Raw genomic sequence first — 23,096 nt, forward strand, 5'->3', positions numbered from 1 at the left:
GATTCAGTGTGATGTCAGAACGCGATGCCCAGCGTCAGGTAGGGCCGCACGCTGCGGTTGCGGGTGCCGTACGCGACGTCGATATTCACCGGGCCGACCGGGCTGCGCCAGCGCGCGCCCACGCCGACGCCCGGATAGAAGACTTTTTCGCCCCATGCGTCGGTGGCCGTGCCGATGTCGAAGAACACGGCGGCGCCCCAGTCGCGGTCGAACCAGTGCTGGTATTCGGACGTGCCCGTGACGAGATACTTGGTCGGCAGAATCGAGCCGCCGACGTTGTTACCGATGCTCTGATACCCGTAGCCGCGCACCGAGTTCGAGCCGCCCGCGCGGAACAGCAGCGAGGCGGGCACGCCGCTCGACGGCCCACTCGTGAACACGCCGCCCAGTTCCGCGCGGAACAGCACCAGGTCGCGTGCGCCGACGGGCACGTATTGCTGCCCGCGCGCATAGCCGCGGATAAAGGTCTGGTCGGTCAGCGCACCCTTGACGGCAAAGCCCGCTTCGACGTGAATCAGGTTCCCCGAACGCGGAAACAGCGGATCGTCGGTATTGCGGCGGGTCCACGACCACGCGGGCACCAGCGCGCGGCTGGTGGTCGGCGCCTGGGTGTTCTGGTCCAACCTGTCCTGGTAGTAGAGCAGCGAGTACGCGTAGTCGATGTATTGCGACGTGCGCGTGCGCTGCAAACCCGCACGCAAGCTGTAGATGCGCGTGTCCGACACGTTGGTGCTGGTGTAGGACACCAGCCCGCTATTGGTCCAGCCGCGGCTGCCAGGCGGCATCGCAAGCGTGACCTGGCCATATTGCTGGATCTGGTCGAGGCGGCCTTCGACGGTGAACGGCCAGGCCGCGCCGAAGGTGTCGAGATACGAATACGAACCCTGGATATGCGCGCCCGTATCCGTCGAATAGCCGACGCCGCCGCGCACGCTGTTGTACGGATACTCGCTGACCTTCACGTGCACGGGCGTATCGAGCGGCTTCTCCGTATCGTTGCCGACGTCGATGGCGACGCTCGCGTAGTACGGCGTGTTCTGCAACTGGCGCTGCAACTCGGTGACGCGCTGCACGTCGTAGATTTCGCCCGGCGAGATCGGGTTGACGTTCTCGACGATCCGCTCGGGATAGCGCCGCGTGCCTTCCACATCCAGCTTGCCCATCGTGAAGGTCGGGCCGCTTTCGAACGTGACGGAGAGCTTCGCGTCGTGCGTGCGCGGATCGATGCGCGCCTCCGAACGGGCAATCTTCGCGCCCAGATAGCGGCGCGACTGCAACGCCTTGAGCGACGCATTCTTGGCGTCATCCCAGTCCGATTGCGTGAAAGGATCGCCCTCGTGCAGCGAGAACGCGAAGCGGGTCTTGTTCTCCTGCTCTGGGTCTTCCGTCAGCACGGGGCCGCGAAACGACAGCGAGATCGAAGAAATGATGGTGCGCGGACCGGGATCAACGGAAACGCGCACGACCTTTTTATCGTCGATGGTGCGCACGTCGGTGCGCACGACCGGCGTGAAATAGCCTTGCGTCGACGCCAGATCGCGCACCTGCTGCGGCGTGGCCGTGACGAGAAAGTCGAACTGCTCGGGGCTGATGTCCTCGCGTTTCGCGAAGCGGGAGATGTCCAGATGCTCTTCGAGCAGCTTGCGCAGCGAGCGCGGCTCGGCTTCCACGTCGACCTTGTAGGTCGGCTTCGCCCGCGCGGCGTGTGCCGGCAGCGTGGCGAGCAGCAGCACGCACAATGCGCACGACAGACAGGCGCGCAGCAGCATCGTCGCGAACGATGCGCGCCGCATCGCGCGACGGCCTGTCGCGGTGCTTTCGCTGCGGCGCTTGCGCGACCGTTCGATGGCCCACCCCGCCAAACACGACCTCCGGCTCTTATTGACAGTTTGTTGAAAAATGCCGACACCCGGCCCCGCCAGACAAGGCGCGAGGGGCCGAGCGCTATTTGAACACATCGGCAGCGACGCGCAATTTACGGGACAAGCTCGGTAAGGCACGCCGCTCTTGCCGCGCGGCCGATGCGTCAGCCGCCCTGCTCATCGCGCGCCCGCGCTTGGACGCGCCTCGCCGCGCGCGGTTCCGCTGACTTTTCGCTTGCGCTTCACGGGCTTGCGGTAAAATCCTGTTCTGCACCGGCGGCCCCGCGCCAGAAGCGCATCCGGGCGCCGTCATCCTCATTCACGGACGTCGAGCCATGTATCAATCGGATATCACGCAGTTCCTGAATCAACTGAAAGAACAAAAGCCCAATCTGGAAGAAGAGCAGCGCCGCGGCCGTTCGCTGCTGTGGGACAAGCAGCCGATCGACCTCGACGAGCGCGCATCCAATCAGGCTGCCCGCGTCAAGCAGACCTCCTACGTCTACTACCAGAATTTCTAAGTGACCACCGCCGACGAGGCCCGCGCCGCTCAGGAGCAATCCGACGCGGCGCTCGCCGCGCCCGCCACCGATTCGACGACCAACACCGTCGACGGCATCGCGTTCGCTCGCCTGTACGGCGAGCCGCTCTTCAAGCTGCCGCAGGATCTCTACATTCCGCCGGACGCGCTCGAAGTTTTTCTGGAGACTTTCGAAGGCCCGCTGGACTTGCTGCTGTACCTGATCCGCAAGCAGAACTTCAACGTGCTCGACATTCCGATGGCCGATGTGACGGCCCAGTATCTCGGCTATGTCGAACAGCTGCGCAAGACCAATCTCGAACTCGCCGCCGAATATCTGCTGATGGCCGCGATGCTGATCGAGATCAAGTCGCGCATGCTGCTGCCCGTGAAGAAAGCCGACACCGGCGAAGAAGCGGAAGATCCGCGCGCCGAACTGGTCCGCCGCCTGCTCGAATACGAGCAGATGAAGCTTGCCGCACAGCGCCTCGACCACTTGCCGCAGCTCGGCCGCGACTTCCTGCGCGCCGACGTGTACATCGAGCAGAGCATCACGCCGCGCTTCCCCGATGTGAACACCGACGACCTGCGCTCCGCGTGGGCCGACGTGATCAAGCGCGCGAAGCTGGTCCAGCATCACAAGATTTCGCGCGAAGAACTGTCCGTGCGCGAGCACATGAGCGTGATCCTGCGCCGGCTGCAGGGCGCGCGCTTCATGGAGTTTTCCGAGCTGTTCGACACGACGCGCGGCGTACCCGTCGTGGTCGTGAATTTCATCGCGATGCTCGAACTGTCGCGTGAATCGTTGATCGAGATCACGCAAGCCGAGCCGTTCGCGCCGATTTACGTGCGGCTGGCCTATCTGCCCGCCTGACGACGCGCATTGCGTTCCACTATCCGGAACGCCAGGCGTTTACCCCGCCGCCCAAACTCGGTGCAGCACGACAATAAATCCACTACAATCCCGCGCTTTGAAGCCGGCCATTTCCTGCTTCGTCGTGCACTTACGACACCGCGCGCAACGGCGCGTGGACGAGACAACCGCGAACTACGCTGCCGCCTGACGGCGCCCCGCGTGGCTCACAACACCGCCCGATCATGAAAGTCATCAGTTCGATCCAGGAATTGCGCGACCAGTTGCGCGGCCAGAACCGCACCGCCTTCGTGCCGACGATGGGCAATCTCCATGAGGGCCATCTGTCGCTGATGCGCCTCGCGCGCCAGCACGGCGACCCGGTGGTGGCGAGCATCTTCGTGAACCGTCTGCAATTCGGCCCGAACGAAGATTTCGACAAGTATCCGCGCACGCTCCAGGACGACATCGAGAAGCTGCAGAAGGAAAACGTCTACGTGCTGTTCGCGCCGACGGAGCGCGACATGTACCCGCAGCCGCAGGAATATCGCGTGCATCCGCCGCACGATCTCGGCGACATCCTCGAAGGCGAATTCCGGCCTGGCTTCTTTACGGGTGTCTGCACGGTCGTGATGAAGCTGATGTCGTGCGTGCAGCCGCGCGTCGCCGTATTCGGCAAGAAGGATTACCAGCAGCTGATGATCGTGCGCGCGATGACCGAGCAGTTCGCGCTGCCGTGCGACATCGTCGCGGCCGAAACCGTGCGTGACGCCGACGGCCTCGCGCTCAGCTCGCGCAACCGCTATCTGAAGGAAGCCGAGCGCGCCGAAGCGCCGATGCTCGCGGCCACGCTGCAAGGCGTGCGCGAACGCGTGCTGGCGGGCAACCGCGATTTCCTGAAGCTGGAACAGGAAGCGATGGCATCGCTCGCCGCACGCGGCTGGCAGCCCGACTACATCGCGATCCGCAAGCGCTCGAACCTGAACGCGCCCGCCGCTGACGACGTGGATGCACCGCTCGTCGTGCTCGCGGCAGCGAAAATCGGCGCCACGCGCCTGATCGACAACCTCGAAATCTGAAGGCTGGAAGGACTGGTTATGCAACGCAACATGCTGAAGTCGAAGATTCACCGCGCCGTGGTCACGCACTGCGAGCTGCACTACGAAGGCTCGTGCGCCATCGACGAAAACCTGCTGGAAGCGGCGAATATCGTCGAGAACGAACGCATCGACATCTGGAACATCAACAACGGCGAGCGCTTTTCGCCCTACGCGATCAAGGGCGAGCGCGGCAGCGGCATGATTTCGCTGAACGGCTCGGCGGCGCGGCGCGCGCAACTGGGCGATCTGGTGATCATCGCGGCGTTCGCGAATGTCGACGAAGCGGAACTGAAGGCAGGCTGGAAGCCGGATCTGGTGTTCGTCGACGAAAACAACGTGATCAAGGGCAGCCGCGACCACGTGCCGACGCAAAGCTGGAGCTGAGCGCTCGCTGCTCCCAAAACTGTAGAACCCCGCTAAAGGCGCTTGCGAAAGCGCCTTTAGTCTTTCTTGCCGCCGCCCTTCCCCTTCGCGGCCTTGCCGTCGACCCATTCGGTAATCGACGCCCACTGTTCCAGATCTTTCTCGACGCGGCTTTTCGCGACATCCCACAGCGTCAGGCCATGCGCCGCCAGCTGCACGTAGTTCTGCGTGTCGCGCAGATAGCCGAGCACGGGCAAATCCAGCCCTTCGACAAAGCGATGCAGCTGATCCGCCGATTTCGTGCGCGCATCCACCCGCATCCCCACCACGCCGACTTCGATCGCGCCCTTGCGCACGGCCTTCTCTTTGGCGAGGCGTTCGAGAAATTCCTTGGGCGCGAGGATATCGAAGATAGACGGCTGCAGCGGCACGATCACCTTGTCCGCCAGCGACAGCGCCACGTTCAGCCGGTTGCCGTGCAGCCCGGCGGGCGTGTCGATCACGGCCTGTTCGAGGCCCTTGGGCGGCTTGACGGGCGCATCGGGATCGACCTGCCACGTTTCGATGGCCGGCAGCGTTTCCGCCCGCAGATCGAGCCACGCGTGCGCGGACTGCTGCCGGTCGAGGTCGGCGAGCGCGACCCATTGGCCTTCAGCCGCGAAATAGCCAGCCAGATTGGTCGACAGCGTGCTCTTGCCCACGCCGCCCTTTGGATTCGCCACCACGATCACCGTCATGAATTCTCCCGGGAAGATGGCTGGCACTGCCAGCCGGATTGCCGCTCGACTTCCGGCCTGGCCACGCGCTGCCGCTCGCTGATCGCGCTCGCGGCCGTCGATTGCCTGTGCACGCGGCGTGGGCCATTGCTTACAGGCGTTGATAATATCGGCAAAACCCGTCAGGCCGAAGCCCCTACGCGCCTGAGGGACGCTTCCAGCCCCTTTTTCCCGGAAAACACGACCATGAGCAAACTGCGCAGCGAATACACGATCGAACGGCTTCACGAACGCCAGAAAGGCGCCTTGCCGGGCTTGCTGGGCGTGCGGGTGCTCGCCCTCGAGGAAGGCACGCTGACAGCCGAGTTGACCGTGCGCAGCGAACTGCTCGCGCCGAACGGCTTCCTGCACGCGGCCACCGTGATCGGACTCGCCGACACGGCTTGCGGCTATGCATGCCTCGCGCATCTGCCCGAGACCGCGCGCAATTTCACGACCATCGAACTGAAAAGCAATTTCGTCGGAACGTCGACAGAGGGCACGATCCGCGCTGTCGCGAAGGCCGTGCATCTGGGCCGCAGCACGCAGGTGTGGGATGCGACCGTGACCGCGCCCGACGGCAAGACGATGGCACTGTTTCGCTGCACGCAAATCGTGCTGTACTGAAGAACGGGAACCGGCGAAGCGCGCGCCTGTGACGATTTACGACATTTGCGGCGCATCATTCCGATGCCGCCGCAGTATGATCGGACCCGACATCTTCACCGCCGCCGCGCTCCCGCACCATGTCTTCTGCACTACCCGGTTTTCAGGCGGCCTTCGACGCCCATCTCGCCGGCCGTCTCGACGAAGCCGAACGCGGTTATCGCCAAACCCTCGAAGCCGATCCGCATCACGCTGACGCGCTGCATCTGCTCGGCGTGGTGCTGTTGTCGGGCGGCGTATGGGCCGAAGCGGAAGCGCTCATTCGCTGGGCCATTTCCCTGCGCGACGACGCCAGCTTCCACGCCAATCTCGCCGATCTGCTGATGAAGCGCCGGCGCATACCGGAAGCCGAAGCGGCGTGCCGCCGCGCTATCGCAATCGACGCGGGCTGCGCGCTCGCGCATTTTCTTCTGGCTGAGGCCGCGAACGGCGCGGCGAGAGTGGCGGAAGCTGAACAGACCTATCGTCGGGCGATCGCATGCCAGCCTGATCTGATCGCGGCCCACAACAACCTCGGCACGCTGCTGATGTCCGTCAACCGGCTGGACGAAGCCGTCGCGATGTTCCACTCGGCGCTCGCTGTCGATCCGCACTACATCCACGCGCTATACAACCTCGGCATGGCGCAGTTGCGCAGCTTGCGGCTGGACGAGGCGGAAACGGCATTTCGGCGCGCGCTCGACGTGCGACCCGATCATCGCGACGCCCTGCACAACCTTGCGACGACGTACAAGCTCGCGGGCCGTTACGCCGAAGCAGAGCATTGCTATCGGCAGACGCTGGCAAGCCATCCTGACTTCGCCGACGCCCGCTTCAACCTCGGCATCCTGCTGCTGATGCTGGGGCGTCTCGATGAAGCGTGGCCGCACGCCGAAGCGCGCTATTCGCCGCAGCGACACCAGAAGCACGTTCCGCCGCCTTCCGGCACGCCGCAATGGCAAGGCGAGCCGCTCGAAGGCAAGTCGCTGGTGCTGTGGCACGAGCAGGGTTACGGGGATTGCGTCCAGTTCGCGCGCTATGCGCCGCTGCTGAAAGCGCGCGGCGTCCGCCATCTGACGCTGATGTGCCCCGAACCGCTCAAACCGCTGATGACAACGCTCGACGGCGTGGACCAGGTCTGCACGCACACCAGCGAGATCGGACCGAGCGACTACTGGGCGTATCCGATGAGCATGCCCTTGCAGTTCGGCACGACGCTCGACACCATGCCGGCCTCGTTGCCGTATCTGCAAGCGCTGCCGGAGCGCATCGCGCGTTGGCGTGTACGGCTCGGCACGCAGCCGGGCATCCGGATCGGTCTTGTGTGGAAGGGTTTTGCCGAGAACGCGCACGACGCCACCCGCTCGCTGCCAGGTCTCGCGCCACTCGCGCCGTTGTGGGACGTGCCCGGCGCAAACTTCTTCAGTCTGCAGAAAGGCCAGGGTGAAGACGAAGCGGCTGCGCCGCCTGCTGGTCAGCCTATCGTGAACCTTGGCTCAGACATCACCGACTTCGCCGATACAGCAGCCATCATCGCGCAGCTGGACCTGCTGATTACGGTGGATACGGCGGCCGCCCATGTGGCGGGAGCGCTTGGGAAACCGTGCTGGCTGATGTTGCCGCGCGACTGGACCGACTGGCGCTGGCTGCTCGAACGCGACGATTCGCCTTGGTATCCGGGCGTGATGCGCCTGTTCAGGCAATCGGATTCACGCGATTGGCCGGACGTGGCCGAACGTATGGCTCAGACGTTGCGGCAGACTACACACTGACCGGGCGGGCAGGCATGCCGCCTCGCCCGCTCGGTGCTTCCTTGAATCCGGCGATCAGGCCGGCTTGCGCGCCTGGCCGATCGACGCAGCCTTCACGCCGCCCACCGCAAACAGCCCTTCGCCCAGCAGCGATTGCACGACCAGCGTGACCGCCCAGAACGCCGGATATTCCCAGCCGCCGTGCGGCGACGCGAAGCCCCAGCCGTTCGGCAGATGCACCGACATCGCGCCGAGCATGAACGGCAGCAGCACCAGCGCGACCCAGCGGACCTGCACGCCAAGCAGCAGCGCGATGCCGCCGAACAGTTCCACGAAAGCCGTCAGATAGCCAAGCCAGCCCGGATAACCAATCGACTGGAAGAATTGCGCCGTGCCCGGCAGCGTGAAAACGAAGATCTTCTGCAGGCTATGCGCGAGGTACAGCACGCCTAGCGCGACGCGCAGGATCGTGGCGGCCAGATCGGCTTTGTTGACGGCGGTCGGATTCATGTCGGTTCCTCAGATCGGGGGTGACAGCGCGAAGTGCGCCGTCGATGGAACGGACTTTATTCGAACCCATGCGTGAGAAAAACTGCGCTATCGGCTTAGATTAATTCTCAACAAGAACGAATCAACTGACAGCCGCCCACAACCGTTTCAGATCGAGATGTTCGGCGTAGGTATCGGCGAGACGGTCCAGCGACGCTTCACGCAGCGCCGGGTAGTCGATTGCCTCGGCATCGTCGAGTCCCGCCCAGGCGAGCAAGGCGGCGCACGCTGCGGGCGTGTCGAACAGACCATGCACGTAGGTCGCGAGAATCTGGCCGTCGGTGGAACGGGCGCCGTCGGGGCGCATGTTGCCTGCTTCGTCGACAAGCATCAGCGCGGGTGTATCGAGCGCTGGACCTTGCGTTTCGCCCATGTGAATCTCGTAACCCGCGACCTCCGCCGATCCGCCGGCAAGGCGCCCCGTCACGTTCTTGAGGGTCTTTTCGCGCGTGAGCGTGGTCGAGAAGTCGAGCCAGCCGAGTCCGGCCACCGTCGCGGGCGGCCCTTCGACGCCATATGGATCTGCAACCTCGCGTCCGAGCATCTGCATGCCGCCGCAAATGCCGATCACGCGGCCGCCGTAACGCAGATGCCGCTGCAGCACGGCATCCCAACCCTGCGTACGCAAAAACGCAAGATCGCCCTGCACGTTCTTCGAGCCGGGCAGGATGATCAGGTCGGCGGGCGGCGGCGTGCTGCCCGCGCGCACATAGTGAAAATCGACTTGAGGATGCGCGCGCAACGCATCGAAGTCCGTGTGATTGCTGATATGCGGCAGCACGGGCACCACCACGCGCAGCACGTCGGCCCCGCTCGCGCCGGACGCACGGAGTTCGCGCGGCAACATGTCTTCAGCATCGAGCGTGAGGCCGTGCAGATACGGTATGACGCCAAGCACCGGCTTGCCCGTCTTCGCTTCGAGCCAGTCGAGCCCTGGCTGCAACAGGCTCACGTCACCGCGAAAACGGTTGATCACAAAGCCGCGCACCCGCGCCTGCTCGCTCTCCGACAGACACGCCAGCGTGCCCGTCAAATGCGCGAACACGCCGCCGCGATCGATGTCGGCCACCAGCACGACAGGGCAATCCACGGCTTCCGCAAAACCCATGTTGGCGATGTCGCGATCGCGCAGATTGACTTCGGCGGGACTGCCCGCTCCTTCGACGAAGATCGTGTCATACGATGCTTTCAGCCGCGCATACGACTCCAGCACCGCTTCGAACGCAACGGGCTTGTAGTCGTGATACGCACGCGCATCGAGATTCATGCGCGCCTTGCCGTGGATGATCACCTGCGCGCCGCGGTCGCTGGTCGGCTTGAGCAGCACGGGGTTGAGATCGGTATGCGCATCGATGCCCGCGGCCACTGCCTGCAACGCCTGTGCACGCCCGATCTCGCCGCCGTCGACCGTGACCGCGCTGTTGAGCGCCATGTTCTGCGGCTTGAACGGCGCGACCCGCGCGCCCGCGCGCCGCGCGAGACGGCACAAGCCGGCGACCAGCGTGCTCTTGCCCGCATCGGATGTGGTGCCCTGAATCATCAGCGTGCCGCGCGGCATGTCGGGCGAGTCAGACGGAACAGCGGGAAAGGAAGACACAGTGGCCACGTGTGCGAACAGATCAAGAAAGGTGCAGGCATTATCCCATCGCGCTCAAGCGCACGCGCGCTGGCCACAACAGTGCCAGTACAATCACGCGATGATTTCCCGCGACCTCACCTTCGTCCTCGGCGGCGCACGCTCGGGCAAGAGCCTGCACGCCGAACAGCTCGCGAGCGCGAGCGCTCTGCCCGTGACTTATGTCGCGACTGCACGGATCGGCGACGACGAGTTCGCTGAGCGTGTCGCGCGTCATCGGGAACGACGGCCCGCGCAATGGGCGCTGCTCGAAGCGCCGCTTGATCTGCCGCAAGCCATCGCGTCAATCGATCAGGCTGGGCATTGCATCCTGATCGACTGCCTGACGCTGTGGCTCGCCAACCTGCTCTGCCCTGCCGATGGCTCGCCGCCGCTCGCCGATTATCTCCATCGTTTCACCGCACTCGAAATGGCGCTTGCGCAGGCACGCGCGAAGATCATCGTGGTGAGCAACGAGATTGGTCTGGGCGTCGTGCCGCTAGGCGCCGCGACGCGTCTCTACGTCGATGAGCTTGGGCGCCTCAACCAGCGCATCGCGGCGATCAGCACGCAAGCGACGATGATGGTCGCGGGCCTGCCCATGCATCTGAAGACTGCGAGCCGCGCATGATGCTGCTGTCCTTGCCGCTCGTCGCGACACTCGCCACTGCTGCCGTCGCAGTCGACAAATGGCTCGGTGAGCCACAGCACGGGCATCCTCTTGTGGGTTTCGGCAAACTTGCTGCGAAGATCGAAGGCGCGCTGAACACAGGTCGGCGCGGTCGCCTGTTCGGGATTCTTGCGTGGCTGCTCGCGGTCGCGCCGCCCGTGCTGATCGCCACATGGCTGGTGCTGACCTTGCCGCTGATCTGGTCGTGCGCATTGCACGTCGCGCTGCTCTACTTCGCGCTCGGCGCACGCAGCCTGCACGATCACATCGCGCCGATCGGCCGCGCGCTCGCCAAACGCGACCTTGCGCAGGCGCGCGTGTTGACGGCGCGCATCGTGTCGCGCGAAACGTCGCATGCGGACGAAAGTGCGCTTTCGCGCGCCGCTGTCGAATCCGCGCTGGAAAACGGCAACGACGCGATCTTCGGCGCATTGTTCTGGTTCGCGATTTTTGGTGGACCGGGCGCGCTGGCGTTCCGTCTTGCCAATACGCTCGACGCGATGTGGGGTTATCGCACGCCGCGCTATCTGCGCTTCGGCTGGGCAGCGGCACGCTTCGACGACGTGCTCAACTACGTGCCCGCACGCCTGACGGCGTTGAGCTACGCACTGCTCGGCGACACCCGCACGGCCTTGCAATGCTGGCGCGAACAGGCGCCGCGCTGGGACAGCCCGAACGCCGGGCCGGTGATGGCAGCGGGCGCGGGCAGTCTTAATGTGCTGCTGGGCGGCGCGGCGGTCTATCACGGCGTGATAGAACAGCGGCCGACGCTCGGTGCGGGTCATTCGGCCAGCGCGTCGCACATCGAGGCCGCGCTGATCCTCGTTGAACGCAGCATGATTCTGTGGCTCGCCGCGTTCATCGCGATTGCGCTGCTGAGCGTGCCGTTCCAGAGCTAGACGATGACGCGAACCATCCAGCACGGCGGCAATCTGCATGAAGCGGCGCGCCGCTATGACATCCCCTATGACGCGTGGCTCGATCTGTCGACGGGCATCAACCCGCACGGCTATCCCGTGCCGCCCGTTCCCGCCGATGCGTGGCGCCGTTTGCCCGATAGCGGCGACGGCTTCGCGGAACGCGCGGCGCGTTATTACGGCGCGCCGGATGCAGCGCATGTGTTGCCCGTCGCGGGCAGTCAGGCGGCGATCCGTGCGCTGCCGCAACTGTTGCGACAGGGCACGGTCGGCATTGCGCCGCTGACGTATGGCGAATACGCGCCAGCGTTTGCGCGTGCGGGACATCGCGTGACGACATTAGATGTCACATGTTCAACGTTGCCCGATGACATCACCCATGCCGTGATCGTCAATCCGAACAACCCGACGGCTGACCATCTGCACGCAGCGACCTTGCTGCAGTGGCATGCAACCTTGAGCCAACGTGGCGGCACGCTGATCGTCGATGAAGCATTCGCCGATGCGATGCCTGCTGAATCGATCGCTGCGCAGACGCATCGCGATGGACTCGTGGTGCTGCGCTCGCCCGGCAAGTTCTTTGGTCTCGCAGGGGTGCGCGCGGGCTTTGTGCTGGCGTGCCCTCGCCTGCTTGCGTCGCTCGACGAAATGCTCGGCGCGTGGACCGTCAGCGGTCCCGCGCGTCATGCCGTGAGTGCCGCATTCGCCGATACGGCATGGCAATCGGCAATGCGTGCACAACTCGCTCAGGAAAGCGCGCGCCTCGTCGCGCTGTTGCGTACATATGGCTTCATCGTGCATTCGACGCCGCTGTTCGCATGGATCGCCGATGCACGCGCCGCGCAACTTCATGAAGCCCTCGCGAGGCAAGGCGTCTGGACGCGCTTCTTCGCCGATCCCGCGAGCGTGCGTTTCGGCCTGCCCGCGGCGGAAAGCGAATGGGCGCGCTTCGAGACCTGCCTGCGTCACGCGATGACGACATCGTAAAAACCATGCTCCGTTCACTTCGCATGCTCGCCGCAACGTGCACGTTCGCCATCGCATCGCACGCGCATGCCGCCATCACCGTCACCGACGACACGGGCGCGACCGTCACGCTCGCGCAGCCCGCACAACGCGTGATCAGCCTCGCGCCGCATGTCACGGAAATGCTTTACGCAGCAGGAGGCGGCGCGAAAGTGGTCGGCGCGGTGTCGTACAGCGACTATCCGCCCGAAGCGAAACAGCTGCCGCGTGTCGGCGATAACAAGTCGCTCGATCTCGAACGCATCGTCGCGTTGAAACCGGATCTGATCGTCGTGTGGCGGCATGGCAATGCGCAGCGTCAAATCGAGCAACTCCGCGCGCTGCACATTCCGCTTTATTTCAGCGAGCCGCATCACCTCGACGATATTGCCGTGTCGCTGACGAAGCTTGGCGCATTGCTCGGCACGTCGGCAGCCGCCGATACCGCAGCACGCACGTATCGCGACGAAATCACGAGGCTGCGCAACCGCTATGCAAAGCAGTCGCCTGTCAGCGTGTTCTATCAGGTATGGGACGAGCCGTTGATGACGCTCAACGGCGAGCACATGATCAGCGACGTGATCGCGCTATGCGGCGGCCGCAACGTATTTGCGAAGCTCGAACCGCTGGTGCCGACGGTATCGACGGAAGCGGTGCTTGCCGCCAATCCCGAAGCAATCGTCACGGCTGCGCCCGGCGCGACGCAACCCGACCGCCCGTTGCCATCGCTCGACAAGTGGAAGGCCTGGCCCAGTATGACGGCCGTGACGCGCAACAACCTGTTCGCCATCGACGGCGATCTGATCAATCGCCCCGCGCCGCGTCTCGCGCAAGGCGCGGCGCAACTGTGCGAAGACCTCGATACCGCGCGCTCGCACCGCGCCGGTCACTAGACAAAATCAGGCGTTCCAGCGCACCAGCGACCACTGCAGCGTGTCGTCGTCGCGGCGCAACCAGACGCAACCCGACATATCGATCGACCATGTCAGACAGCGTTGCACCGGCAAGCCGAGCACGATGGCCGCGATCACGCGCATCACGCCTGCGTGCGTGACGACATAGGCGGGCGTCAGTTCACGCGTCTGCTGGAACACGTCGAACCATGCACGCACGCGCGTCACGAACTGCTCGACGCTCTCGCCGCCATGGGCGCGCGCGCCTTCGAAGTCTTCGGCCCAGCCATCGATCTGCGCGCGGTCGATCGCGTCCCAACGCTGCAGTTCCCATGCACCGAAGTCCATCTCTTTGAGGCTGTCGTCGGTGCTGTATGCACAACCGAAATTCGCCGCGAGCGCCGCCGCGACCGTCGCGCAGCGCGTAAGCGGGCTGGACAGCAGCACGCGTGGCGCAGGCACCTGCAAGGTGGCGAGACGCACGGCGAGCGCGGCCGCCGACGTCTCCGGCGCATCGGCCAGCGCGACGTCGCTCTGTCCGTAACACACGCCTTCTTGGACGGAAACAGCCGGGTGTCGTATCAGTACGATATCCATGCAAGCCCCACCAGATAGATGGCCAGTTCGAAAATCTGCTGCGCGAAGCCGAGGCAATCGCCCGTATATCCGCCGATGCGTCTGACGAAATAGCGGCCCAACACGAAGCGCAACGCGATCAATACGAGCAGCGTGATGCAACCGGCGCGCCACTGCGGCCAGAAGAGCCACGGCACACCCAAAACGATAGCGCAGCCAAATGCACTGCGTGACATGCGTTGTGCAACGGGCTTCGCCTTGCCTTCCGCGCGCACGTAATCGAGCGTGACGAGATAGCTGATCGCACACGCCCGGCTCGCCGCGTGCGCCGCGACCATCAGCCACGCTGCGTACAGCGGCGGCAATGCGGCGAGCGTCTGCCACTTCAGCGCCAGTGCGATCATCAACGCAATCGCGCCGAACGCACCGATGCGCGAATCATGCATGATGCGCAAAGTATCGTCGCGCGTGTAGGCGCCGCCGAACGCATCGACGCAATCAGCGAGGCCATCTTCGTGAAATGCACCCGTGATGAGCAATGTCGTTGCCATCGACAGTAACACGGCCACGCCCGGCGGAAAGATGCGCAGCGCGGCCATGTATACGATTGCGCCAGCTGCGCCGACCAGTGCGCCGATCAACGGAAAGTAACGCGCCGCCGCGTTCAGATAATGCGGTTCGTAGCCGACCCAGCGCGGCACGGGCACGCGCGTGAAGTAGCCGAGCGCCGTGAAGAAATAACGCAGTTCATTCATCGTTATTCGTACGCTGTTTCCTGTTGATCACCTTGACTCGTTTCAAACGCATGGTTTGATGCGCGACGACGCATCATGCATCGCGTTGCGCGACGCCAGCCGATTCGAAGCTCGCCATCTCGTTGATGAAAGCAGCGGCTGCGCGCAGCAAAGGCATAGCAAGTGCCGCGCCCGTGCCTTCGCCAAGACGCAGATCGAGTGCGAGCAGCGGCACCGCACCGAAGTGATCGAGCATGCGCCGATGCCCCGCCTCGTTCGACGCATGCGCGAACACGCAGTAGTCGCGCACGGCAGGCGCGAACGCATCGGCGACCAGCAACGCCGAGGTCGCGATAAAACCATCGACGACGATCGTCATGCGCGACTGCGCCGCCGCGAGATAGGCGCCCGCCATCATCGCGATCTCGAAGCCGCCGAAGGTTGCGAGCACATCGAGTGGATCGTTCGAGGCCGGGTGATACGCAAGCGCAGCCGCGAGCACGTTGCGCTTCTTCACGAGGCCCGCGTTGTCGAGACCCGTGCCGCGCCCGACGCAATCGTCGATAGGCACGCCGCACAGGCGGCTCATCAGGCACGCAGCCGACGACGTATTGGCGATGCCCATTTCACCGAAGCCGATCACATTGGTGCCGAGCGCCGCATGATGACGCACGCGCTCCGCGCCCGCGCGCATGGCGGCGAGGGCTTCGTCGCGCGACATCGCGGGTGCCTGCGCGAAGTTGCGCGTGCCGCGCCCCTGCGGAATATCGACGAGCTTGGCGTGCGGCGCGAAGTCGTGCGCGACGCCCGCGTTCACGACTTCGAGTTCGAGGCCCGCTGCACGGCTGAACGCGTTGATCGCTGCACCGCCCGCCAGGAAGTTGAGCACCATCTGCGCCGTCACCGCTTGCGGATACGGACTCACGCCCGCGTTCGCAATGCCGTGATCGGCGGCGAACACGATGATTGCGGGTCGCGTGATGGTGGGCTGCGTGGTGCGCTGGATCATGCCCATCTGTCGCGCAAGCGTTTCGAGCTGGCCGAGGCTGCCGGGCGGCTTGGTCTTCAGATCGATGATGCGCTGCAGGTCGGCACGCAGCGTCTGTTCGAGCGGCTCGACGACAGGCAGGGAAGATGAAGTGTTCATGTTCGTGTAGGCGTGAAGAGTTCGGTTGAGGCGTATTCAGTGGCTTGTTTCGTTGCGAGGCGATGGGCGTGCGGCAGGAATCAGCGCTTCATCGTCGCCATCGCGGATCAGCACAAGCGGATAACCAAACGCGCGACTGGCAAGCTCGGGCGTCAGCACATCGCGCGCGGGGCCGGCGTGGGCGATGCCGTTGCCTTCCAGCAGCAATGCGTGCGTCGCGAAACGCCGCGCCAGATTCAGATCGTGGCACGAGAACATCACTGTACGCCCGGCGCCGCGTGTCCATGTGCGCAACGCTTCGAGGCAATCGATCTGATGATGCAGATCCAGATGCGCGAGCGGCTCGTCGAGCAGCAGCAACGGTGCGTTCTGGCATAGCGCCGCCGCCAGCGCGACGCGTTGCCGCTCGCCGCCTGATAAAGACAGCACGTCACGCGACGCGAACTGCGCGAGACCCAGCGTGTCGAGCGCGGCCTGCGCGGCTGCGCGGTCTTCGTCACGCTCCCAGCCCCAGCCGGCCAGATGCGGAAAGCGGTTCAGCAGCACGATGTCGAGCACGCTCGCGCTGAAGGCATCGTGCGAGGTTTGCGGCATCAACGCGCGGCGCTGCGCGAGGCGCGCGAGTGGCCAGTCGCTCATGCGTATGCCGTCGAGTTCGACGTGTCCTTGCGTGGGACGCGCGAGTCCCGCCAGCGTCGAGATCAAGGTGGTCTTGCCCGCGCCGTTCGGCCCGGCGATGCACCATACCTCGCCCGGATAAAACGTATGCGTGAAGCCGTCGAGCAAGGTCCGCGAGCCGGCGCGCAAGGTCAGCGCGTGGACATGCAACAGGGTTTCAACAGACGTGCGTGCGTTCACGGTCGCCTCCGTCGCAGCAGCATCCACAGGAACACGGGCACGCCTGTCAACGCGGTGATCACGCCGACGGGCAATTGCGCGGGCGCAATCACCGTGCGCGCGATCAGGTCGGCGCCCATCACGGCGACGCCGCCGCCGAGCGCAGCGGCAGGCAACAGCATGCGCTGGTCGTTGCCGAACGCGAGCCGCAGCATGTGCGGCACGACGAGTCCGACGAAGCCGATCGTGCCGCCCGTCGTCACGGCCGCCGCGGCCGCGAGCGACGCGACGAGATAGACACGCAGCCTCGCACGCATCACATGCACGCCGAGCGCCTGCGCCGCATGGTCGCCGCGCAGCAGGATATTGAGTTGCGGCGCGATGGGAACGATGACGCACAGCGCGACACATAACGCACCGAGCGCGAGCCACGGCATGCCGCCGCCGTTCAGGTCGCCCGTCAGCCAGAACAGCATGCCGCGCAGACGGCTGTCCGGTGCGATGGTCAGCAGCAGCGTGATGATGGCGCCCCACCCCGCCGCGATCACGGCACCCGTCAGCAGCAGGCGTGGCGATGCGTCCTGCGGCTCGCCGCGCCACAATGCGCCGCGCGCAAGCCCGAGCACCAGCACGATCGACACGAACGCGCCCGCAAACGCCGACGCATCGACGATCCACCAGGCGCAGCCTGCGATCATCGCGACGAGTGCAAAGCTCGCCGCACCACCCGACACGCCGAGCACATACGGCTCGGCCAGCGGATTGCGCAGCAGCACCTGCAGCAGCGCGCCTGCGAGCGCGAGCAACGCGCCGCAACCGAAGCCCGCCAGCGCGCGCGGCAGACGCAGCGTTCGCACGATCTGCACGGCGAGATCGGACGATGCATCCGTCGATGGCAGCAACGCGCCGAGCACGCGCGACGGCGCAACGCTCACGCTGCCGAGCGCCAGCGACGCGATGAACACGACCAGCGCAGCCAGGCCGAGCACGGCCCAGATCATGAAGGCACGCTTCGCGTTCATGCCTCGCGTGGCGTGCATCGGCTGGCCTTGAACGAGTCCGCTCATCGCGCGTGATGGCCGACTTTATTGCTGCTGCCAGCCGAGCGTGAGGTACGCGCCGCGCCGTGGCGTGTTGTACGTGTAGGCAAGTTCATAGTCCTTGTCGAAGAGATTCTGGATTTGCGCAGCCACGTACCATGCCTTCGTGATGTTGTAGCGCGCCGACAGATTCACGATGCCATACCCGCCGAGCGCCGTGCCGCTGTCGTCGCGCTCGCCGCTCACGAGCCATTCGCCGCCCACGCGCCACGCGCCGATATTGCGGTTGGCCGCAAACGATGCAAAGTGCCGCGCGCGCCGGTTCAGATCGGTATGCGTGTCTTCATCGACGGGATTCTGGAAGGTCACGGCCGCGCGCACGTCGGTCTTGCCGACATGCCCTTGCCACGATCCTTCGATACCCTGCACCTTCGCGTGCCCGACGTTCTCGGCGACATAGATGCCCGGCGTGGTCTGCACATAGTCGATCAGGTTCGTATAGCGCGTCTGGAAAACCGTGAGCTTCAGCAGGCCGAGTGCATCGGATGCGTACTGCACGGCTGCCTCCACAGAGTGGCTATGCTCCGGCTGGATCAGCGGATTGCCGCTGTACGGGTAGTACAGATCGTTGAAGCTCGGCGCGCGGAATGCATCGGACCAGCTTGCAGTCACCTTCCAGTACTCGTCGATGTCGTAGCCATAGCCCAGATAGTAACTGTTGGCTCCGCCGAAATCCGAGTACTGGTCGCGCCGCAGATTCGCCTGGAACTGGCTGTTGCCGAAGCGCCCCGTGTAGCCCGCGAACACAGAGTTCACGTGACGATCGGGCGCGCTGTACTGGTTCGAGTCGAGTGTCTGGTCGAGATGCTCGTAGCCCAGCTGCAGTTTTTGATCGCGCGCAAACGTAAAATCGTTTTGCCAGGTGTACTGCCGGTTATCCGAATCGTAGCGATATAGATAGTCGCCATTGAGCGACGTGTTGCTGCGATCGTTGCCCGTCGCCGCGACGAAACGCGTCGTCCACCAGTCGGTGAGCTTGCCGTTCGCGAACGCCGAAACCGTTTGCACCTTGCTGTGCAGATTGTTGAGATCGGTGGGCAAGCCGAACGGATTGTCGAAGCTGTCGTTGCCGTTCGACTGGAAGTAGCGCAGGCCGATGTCCCAGTTCTCGTTGAGCTTGTGACGCAGCGACGCGCTCACGCTCTCGTTGAAATAGCCGTTTGCATTCGGATTGACGGGCGCCAGCGCCGGGTCGATCGACGAGAAGCCATCCGTCTTCGCGCGCGCGAGCGTGATGCTGAAGGTCGTGCGGCCGTCCTTGTCGAGCGCGCCGTCCACACCCGCCGACTGACGTTGCGTGTGATAGCTGCCGTACTCCACGTCGAAGTGAAAACGCGGTGGATGATTGCCGCCATCCTTCGTGAACACCTGCACCACACCGCCGATCGCACCCGAGCCATACAACGCCGACACATTGCCGTTGACCACCTCGACGTGATCAATCTGATCGAGCGGGATCTGTTCGAGTTGCGCATTGCCCTGGCTCACCGAGTCGACACGCACGCCGTCGATCAGCACCAGCGACTGGGTCGATGACGCGCCACGCAGGAAGAGACTCGACGTGGCGCCTGGCCCGCCATTGCGCACGATCTGTGCGCCGGGCGCGAACTGCAGCAGACCCGGCAGATCGCGCGCGCTGCTGTCGGCGATGTCCTGCGGGTCGAATAGCGTGGTCTGCGGAATTGCATCGGCAAGTTTTTGCGCGCGACGATCGGCTGTCACGACGATGGGCGACAGTGCGGTCGCGTTCGTCGTTGAGGCCGTGGCCGTCGAGCCGTTGTCCGATCGATCCGCGGACGTGGCGGATGGGTTCGCTGCATCGGCCGCTTGCGGCGCTTGTGCCGACGCAGCCGTTTGCGCAAACGCAGCGTGCGGCGCCTGAGCGAATGCGAATGCGGCAAGCGCGGCAAGCGGCGCGCGCGCGATACGCGGCACGTTCGCGCCTGACAACATCGCGCGTGAAAACACCGGGCGCGACAACGCCGGGTGGACAGCTACTGGGGTGAGCATCGAAAGAGTCCTGTGGGTCCGTGCGCGGCCCGCTCCTCGTGGGCCGATGCCTGTTCAAGGAGCGGCATGCTCCAGGACTCTGGCCGGTATCCGGGCTGACGACTGGCCGATCCGCCTTCCCACGCAACATGCGCAGTGGCGTTTCGCACGGCACCGGCTGATGAGCCGCCGATGCGTGCATGGATCGACCTGCAGACACTGCGGTCGTTGTACCGTTGCGAGGACAGCGCAGGTTGGCTCGTCCGGGCGGACTTCGCTCCCTGCTTCCCGTTTAACTGCGCGCGGCGCGATACCGTGCGCGGGCACCAAAGTGCCGCAAGTGTAGAAGTGACGCACACACGCGTCAAGAAACGCGCGGCCTCACATGGCACGCCGACGGGGAAGTGTTAAAAGAGCCCTTTTTTAAAGGGTAAAAATGCGTGAATCGCTCGCATGCATCCGATAATGCGCTGGATAAAGCCGCGTTAAAGCGCTACTGTTACGTCTCGAAACGAGACAAATGCCCGAGCGTGCGACATTCCGCGCTAGAATGCCATGTCTTTAGAGGACGCAGCACATGCTCACCGAACTCGAAACACTGTCACAGAACATCGGCCGGCTGATCGAGATCAGCCAGCGTTATAACGAAGCCCGCCTCGCACTCGAAGAACAGCTCGCACAAGCGCGCGCCGAATGCGACGCGACCCGCGCAGAACTCGAACAGACCCGCGAAGAACGCGCCGCATTGCAAGCGGAACGCGATGCGTTGTCCGCGAAGATCGATGACGCGCAGGTCCGTTTGAATGCCATTCTCGAGAAGTTGCCGCGTGCTCGCGCTCACGAGCCCGACAATCAACTCGATCTCCTCGCGCCCGAACAACAGGCGCAGGCCAATCACGACGCGAACAGTGACGCGACCCGCCACGGAGAAAACGTATGACCACGAAGCAGATCGAAGTGTCGATCCTCGGCCAGCCTTATCGGCTTGCCTGCTCGCCGGAAACGGAAGCCGCCCTGCTCGAAGCAGTGGCGCGTGTCGATGCCGAGATGAACAAGATTCGCGCGAACAGTAACGTGCGCGGCCAGGATCGCATTGCGGTGATGGCGGCGTTGTCGCTGGCATCGGAACTGCTTAAGCTGCAGGCCAGCGTGCGACATGGAGAATCATTTCCCGCCGAAGAAATCCGGCGTACAATGCACCAGATGAATGAGCAGCTGGGCACTGTGATCCAACAGTACAGCGTGCAATAAAGCAAATTTGAAGGGCTTGATTGTTTTATCATCGGGTCCATGTTGTAGAGCAAACGTTTTTCAAGCTTCCCTGCCTGGTTCGCCAAGGTCATATATTCCTTGAACCAATGCTATATGCACGGTTGCGGAAATTTGTAGCACGGGCGTGCGCGTCACTCAGTCTGATGTACCCGAAGTGCTGCTAACTGCGACCAATTCTGAACCTCAGGTTCAGGATGCCGGCCTAGCGGCTAAGGCGGGGACCCATACGAACGGCATCGGACCTAGTCCGGTGCCGTTTTTCTTTGTGCGGTCCAACCTACACTCCTCTTCACTTCACGTTCAATCCGACTCATGCGCTACTGGCTGATGAAGTCCGAACCGGACGAAGCAAGCATCGACGATCTCGCCAACGCTCCGCAACACACGTTGCCCTGGACAGGCGTGCGCAACTATCAGGCGCGCAACTTCATGCGCGACATCATGAAGACGGGCGACGGCGTGCTGTTCTATCACTCGAGTTGCCCTGAGCCGGGCATCGCGGGTATCGCGCAAGTGTCGTCGACGGCCTACCCCGATCCCACCCAGTTCGATCCGAAGAGTCCGTACTACGACGCGAAGTCGACGCAGGAAACACCACGCTGGATGCTTGTCGATGTGGTCTTCAAGAAGAAGATCAAGCTGATCGCGCTCGCCGAGTTGCGCGAGCATCCCGAACTCGCCGACATGCGTGTGCTCGCAAAAGGCAATCGCCTGTCGATCACGCCCGTGACGGAAGCAGAGTGGACCTTCATCACGAAGCAGCTAGCGAAGCGTGCTGCGTGAGTGCGAGGCTCGCGTACACGTTCACACAAAAAATCGAATAGACACTCGGGAACCCCGCGACCTTTCATCTGCCTAACTGCCCCGCAAGCGTCATGCCACGCGCGTCCGGCAAACTGTCGGCGACGCGTGCTCCGATGCCTGCACGCACAACCTGCAAAACGAAGGAGTCGAACAATGATGAAGAAATCCGCGCTCGTGTGGGCGCTCGCGGCCGGCGCATGCGCGGCGCCTGTTGCTCTTGCGCTCACCTCGGTGGCGGCGCAGGCACAAACCGTCGTGCAGCAGTATCAGCCGGCGGGCGTGTTGTCGCTGAACGCACAGGCGAGTGCCGAAGTGCCGCAGGATGTGGTCGACATCACGCTGTTCTACGAACAGGAAGCGAGCGATCCGTCGTCGTTGACGGGCACGCTGAACCAGCATGCCGATCAGGCGTTGCAAAAGGCCAAGGGTGTGAGCGGCGTGACGGCGCGCACGGGGTCGTTCTCGATCTATCCGTCGACGGATCGCGATGGCCGCATTTCGGCCTGGCGTGGTCGTACTGAGGTCGTGCTGGAGTCGCGTGACTTTGCGGCGGCTTCGAAGCTCGCTGGGCAGTTGTCATCGGTGATGCAGGTCGGCAACGTGCAGTTTTCTTTGTCGCCTGAGGCGCAGCGGACTGCCGAGCAGAAGCTGACGGGTGAAGCGATCGCTTCGTTCAAGCAGCAGGCGGGTGCGGCTGCGCAAGCGTTCGGGTACAGCGGTTATACGATCCGCGAAGTGAACGTCGGGCATAACGGTGGTGTGTCGCCGCGGCCTGTGATGATGATGAGCATGCGATCGGATGTGAGCGCCAAGGCGGCGGCGCCTGTGCCTGTCGAAGGCGGGACTTCTACCGTTACGGTTAGTGTTTCTGGGTCTGTGCAGATGAAGTGATTTTTTTGTCTGTGACGTTGGTGGGGTTTGTTGTTGTTGTTGATGGCGGTCGCGGTTGGTGGCGTTCGCGTGTTAATGGCATCCGCGTGTTGTTATCGGGCTGCTAGCGTTGCCCCTGTGCGGGGCGGCACCTACTTTTCTTTGCCGCCGCAAAGAAAAGTAGGCAAAAGAAAGCGGGCTAACACCGCCAACACTTCTCCTTGCCTGCGGGCCCCCAACGGCCCCGTCCTGTCCGCGGCATCAATCTT

24 protein-coding genes, 1 other RNA gene and 1 riboswitch are annotated in these 23,096 nt (G+C 64.0%); of the genes, 15 read left to right on the forward strand and 10 right to left on the reverse strand.

The window, feature by feature from the left end; genetic code table 11:
- Positions 1 to 14: 14 nt before the first annotated feature.
- Positions 15 to 1,862, reverse strand: coding sequence for an autotransporter assembly complex family protein (locus DK391_RS26615; protein WP_109480993.1), 1,848 nt, complete (start codon positions 1,860 to 1,862; stop codon positions 15 to 17).
- Positions 1,863 to 2,197: 335 nt separating this feature from the next.
- On the opposite strand from DK391_RS26615, the gene DK391_RS26620 reads away from it, so the two are divergent.
- From DK391_RS26620 to panD, 4 genes are all read left to right on the forward strand, one after another.
- Entirely contained in the window at positions 2,198 to 2,383 is a 186-nt protein-coding gene (locus DK391_RS26620) for a DUF3460 family protein (RefSeq protein WP_109480994.1), read from the forward strand.
- Positions 2,384 to 3,256, forward strand: a complete 873-nt coding sequence (locus tag DK391_RS26625) for a ScpA family protein (protein WP_109480995.1) — start codon at positions 2,384 to 2,386, stop codon at positions 3,254 to 3,256.
- A 224-nt stretch (positions 3,257 to 3,480) separates the two neighbouring features.
- Positions 3,481 to 4,314, forward strand: coding sequence for a pantoate--beta-alanine ligase (gene panC / locus DK391_RS26630; protein WP_109480996.1), 834 nt, complete (start codon positions 3,481 to 3,483; stop codon positions 4,312 to 4,314).
- An 18-nt stretch (positions 4,315 to 4,332) separates the two neighbouring features.
- Complete coding sequence (panD, locus tag DK391_RS26635; protein ID WP_109480997.1) at positions 4,333 to 4,719, forward strand: aspartate 1-decarboxylase; 387 nt, start codon at positions 4,333 to 4,335, stop codon at positions 4,717 to 4,719.
- 56 nt (positions 4,720 to 4,775) lie between these two features.
- Here the strand turns inward: panD and DK391_RS26640 are convergent, their stop codons facing one another.
- Positions 4,776 to 5,435 carry a ParA family protein gene (locus tag DK391_RS26640; RefSeq protein WP_109480998.1) on the reverse strand — a complete coding sequence of 220 codons (660 nt, stop codon included), beginning with the start codon at positions 5,433 to 5,435 and terminating at the stop codon, positions 4,776 to 4,778.
- 225 nt (positions 5,436 to 5,660) lie between these two features.
- Between DK391_RS26640 and DK391_RS26645 the strand changes: the two genes are divergently transcribed.
- Together DK391_RS26645 and DK391_RS26650 are read left to right on the forward strand one after the other, a co-directional pair.
- A complete protein-coding gene (locus tag DK391_RS26645; RefSeq protein WP_109480999.1) occupies positions 5,661 to 6,080 on the forward strand; it encodes a PaaI family thioesterase in 420 nt (139 codons plus the stop codon).
- A gap of 119 nt (positions 6,081 to 6,199) precedes the next feature.
- Entirely contained in the window at positions 6,200 to 7,870 is a 1,671-nt protein-coding gene (locus DK391_RS26650; protein WP_109481000.1) for a tetratricopeptide repeat-containing glycosyltransferase family protein, read from the forward strand.
- A gap of 54 nt (positions 7,871 to 7,924) precedes the next feature.
- Here DK391_RS26650 and DK391_RS26655 read toward each other — a convergent pair whose 3' ends face one another.
- Together DK391_RS26655 and DK391_RS26660 are read right to left on the reverse strand one after the other, a co-directional pair.
- Positions 7,925 to 8,359 carry a DoxX family protein gene (locus tag DK391_RS26655; protein ID WP_109481001.1) on the reverse strand — a complete coding sequence of 145 codons (435 nt, stop codon included), beginning with the start codon at positions 8,357 to 8,359 and terminating at the stop codon, positions 7,925 to 7,927.
- Positions 8,360 to 8,480: 121 nt separating this feature from the next.
- On the reverse strand, positions 8,481 to 9,938 hold the full coding sequence (locus tag DK391_RS26660; RefSeq protein ID WP_109481017.1) for a cobyric acid synthase: 1,458 nt from the start codon (positions 9,936 to 9,938) through the stop codon (positions 8,481 to 8,483).
- Between the two features lie 157 nt (positions 9,939 to 10,095).
- On the opposite strand from DK391_RS26660, the gene cobU reads away from it, so the two are divergent.
- Genes cobU through DK391_RS26680 form a run of 4 tightly spaced genes read left to right on the forward strand, consistent with a single transcriptional unit; the run spans position 10,096 to position 13,498 of the window.
- On the forward strand, positions 10,096 to 10,644 hold the full coding sequence (cobU, locus tag DK391_RS26665) for a bifunctional adenosylcobinamide kinase/adenosylcobinamide-phosphate guanylyltransferase (RefSeq protein WP_109481002.1): 549 nt from the start codon (positions 10,096 to 10,098) through the stop codon (positions 10,642 to 10,644).
- Positions 10,641 to 11,582, forward strand: a complete 942-nt coding sequence (gene cbiB, locus DK391_RS26670) for an adenosylcobinamide-phosphate synthase CbiB (protein WP_109481003.1) — start codon at positions 10,641 to 10,643, stop codon at positions 11,580 to 11,582. Before cobU ends, cbiB begins: the two co-directional genes overlap by 4 nt.
- A 3-nt stretch (positions 11,583 to 11,585) precedes the next feature.
- Positions 11,586 to 12,587 (forward strand): threonine-phosphate decarboxylase CobD, encoded by a 1,002-nt coding sequence (gene cobD / locus DK391_RS26675; protein WP_109481004.1) that lies wholly within the window; start codon positions 11,586 to 11,588, stop codon positions 12,585 to 12,587.
- Between the two features lie 5 nt (positions 12,588 to 12,592).
- On the forward strand, positions 12,593 to 13,498 hold the full coding sequence (locus DK391_RS26680; protein ID WP_109481005.1) for a cobalamin-binding protein: 906 nt from the start codon (positions 12,593 to 12,595) through the stop codon (positions 13,496 to 13,498).
- A 6-nt stretch (positions 13,499 to 13,504) separates the two neighbouring features.
- On the opposite strand, the gene cobC is transcribed toward DK391_RS26680, so the two are convergent.
- The 6 genes from cobC to DK391_RS26710 all read right to left on the reverse strand — a co-directional run bounded on the left by cobC (position 13,505) and on the right by DK391_RS26710 (position 19,902).
- Positions 13,505 to 14,095: an alpha-ribazole phosphatase gene (gene cobC, locus DK391_RS26685; protein WP_109481006.1), complete on the reverse strand. Its 591-nt coding sequence runs from the start codon at positions 14,093 to 14,095 to the stop codon at positions 13,505 to 13,507.
- Positions 14,080 to 14,829 carry an adenosylcobinamide-GDP ribazoletransferase gene (locus DK391_RS26690; RefSeq protein WP_109481007.1) on the reverse strand — a complete coding sequence of 250 codons (750 nt, stop codon included), beginning with the start codon at positions 14,827 to 14,829 and terminating at the stop codon, positions 14,080 to 14,082. The genes cobC and DK391_RS26690 overlap by 16 nt, the downstream gene beginning before the upstream one ends.
- A 73-nt stretch (positions 14,830 to 14,902) precedes the next feature.
- Positions 14,903 to 15,955, reverse strand: a complete 1,053-nt coding sequence (gene cobT / locus DK391_RS45370; protein WP_109481008.1) for a nicotinate-nucleotide--dimethylbenzimidazole phosphoribosyltransferase — start codon at positions 15,953 to 15,955, stop codon at positions 14,903 to 14,905.
- A gap of 36 nt (positions 15,956 to 15,991) precedes the next feature.
- Positions 15,992 to 16,813 (reverse strand): ABC transporter ATP-binding protein, encoded by an 822-nt coding sequence (locus tag DK391_RS45375; RefSeq protein WP_109481018.1) that lies wholly within the window; start codon positions 16,811 to 16,813, stop codon positions 15,992 to 15,994.
- Positions 16,810 to 17,859, reverse strand: a complete 1,050-nt coding sequence (locus DK391_RS26705; RefSeq protein WP_109481009.1) for an iron ABC transporter permease — start codon at positions 17,857 to 17,859, stop codon at positions 16,810 to 16,812. Before DK391_RS26705 ends, DK391_RS45375 begins: the two co-directional genes overlap by 4 nt.
- Before the next feature lie 18 nt (positions 17,860 to 17,877).
- Positions 17,878 to 19,902 carry a TonB-dependent receptor gene (locus DK391_RS26710; protein WP_109481010.1) on the reverse strand — a complete coding sequence of 675 codons (2,025 nt, stop codon included), beginning with the start codon at positions 19,900 to 19,902 and terminating at the stop codon, positions 17,878 to 17,880.
- 63 nt (positions 19,903 to 19,965) lie between these two features.
- Positions 19,966 to 20,227, reverse strand: a riboswitch (cobalamin riboswitch).
- 231 nt (positions 20,228 to 20,458) lie between these two features.
- Between DK391_RS26710 and DK391_RS26715 the strand changes: the two genes are divergently transcribed.
- The 5 genes from DK391_RS26715 (at position 20,459) to DK391_RS26735 (ending at position 22,848) form a co-directional block, all read left to right on the forward strand.
- On the forward strand, positions 20,459 to 20,821 hold the full coding sequence (locus DK391_RS26715) for an ATPase (protein ID WP_109481011.1): 363 nt from the start codon (positions 20,459 to 20,461) through the stop codon (positions 20,819 to 20,821).
- On the forward strand, positions 20,818 to 21,132 hold the full coding sequence (locus DK391_RS26720; RefSeq protein ID WP_109481012.1) for a cell division protein ZapA: 315 nt from the start codon (positions 20,818 to 20,820) through the stop codon (positions 21,130 to 21,132). Before DK391_RS26715 ends, DK391_RS26720 begins: the two co-directional genes overlap by 4 nt.
- Before the next feature lie 64 nt (positions 21,133 to 21,196).
- A non-coding RNA gene (gene ssrS / locus DK391_RS26725) (6S RNA) lies at positions 21,197 to 21,378 on the forward strand.
- 87 nt (positions 21,379 to 21,465) lie between these two features.
- Positions 21,466 to 21,936, forward strand: coding sequence for an EVE domain-containing protein (locus DK391_RS26730; RefSeq protein ID WP_109481013.1), 471 nt, complete (start codon positions 21,466 to 21,468; stop codon positions 21,934 to 21,936).
- Between the two features lie 174 nt (positions 21,937 to 22,110).
- Positions 22,111 to 22,848 (forward strand): SIMPL domain-containing protein, encoded by a 738-nt coding sequence (locus DK391_RS26735; protein ID WP_109481014.1) that lies wholly within the window; start codon positions 22,111 to 22,113, stop codon positions 22,846 to 22,848.
- Positions 22,849 to 23,096: the final 248 nt, after the last annotated feature.

The sequence above is a fragment of the Paraburkholderia sp. C35 genome (genome assembly GCF_003121405.1).
Taxonomy (GTDB): Bacteria; Pseudomonadota; Gammaproteobacteria; order Burkholderiales; family Burkholderiaceae; genus Paraburkholderia.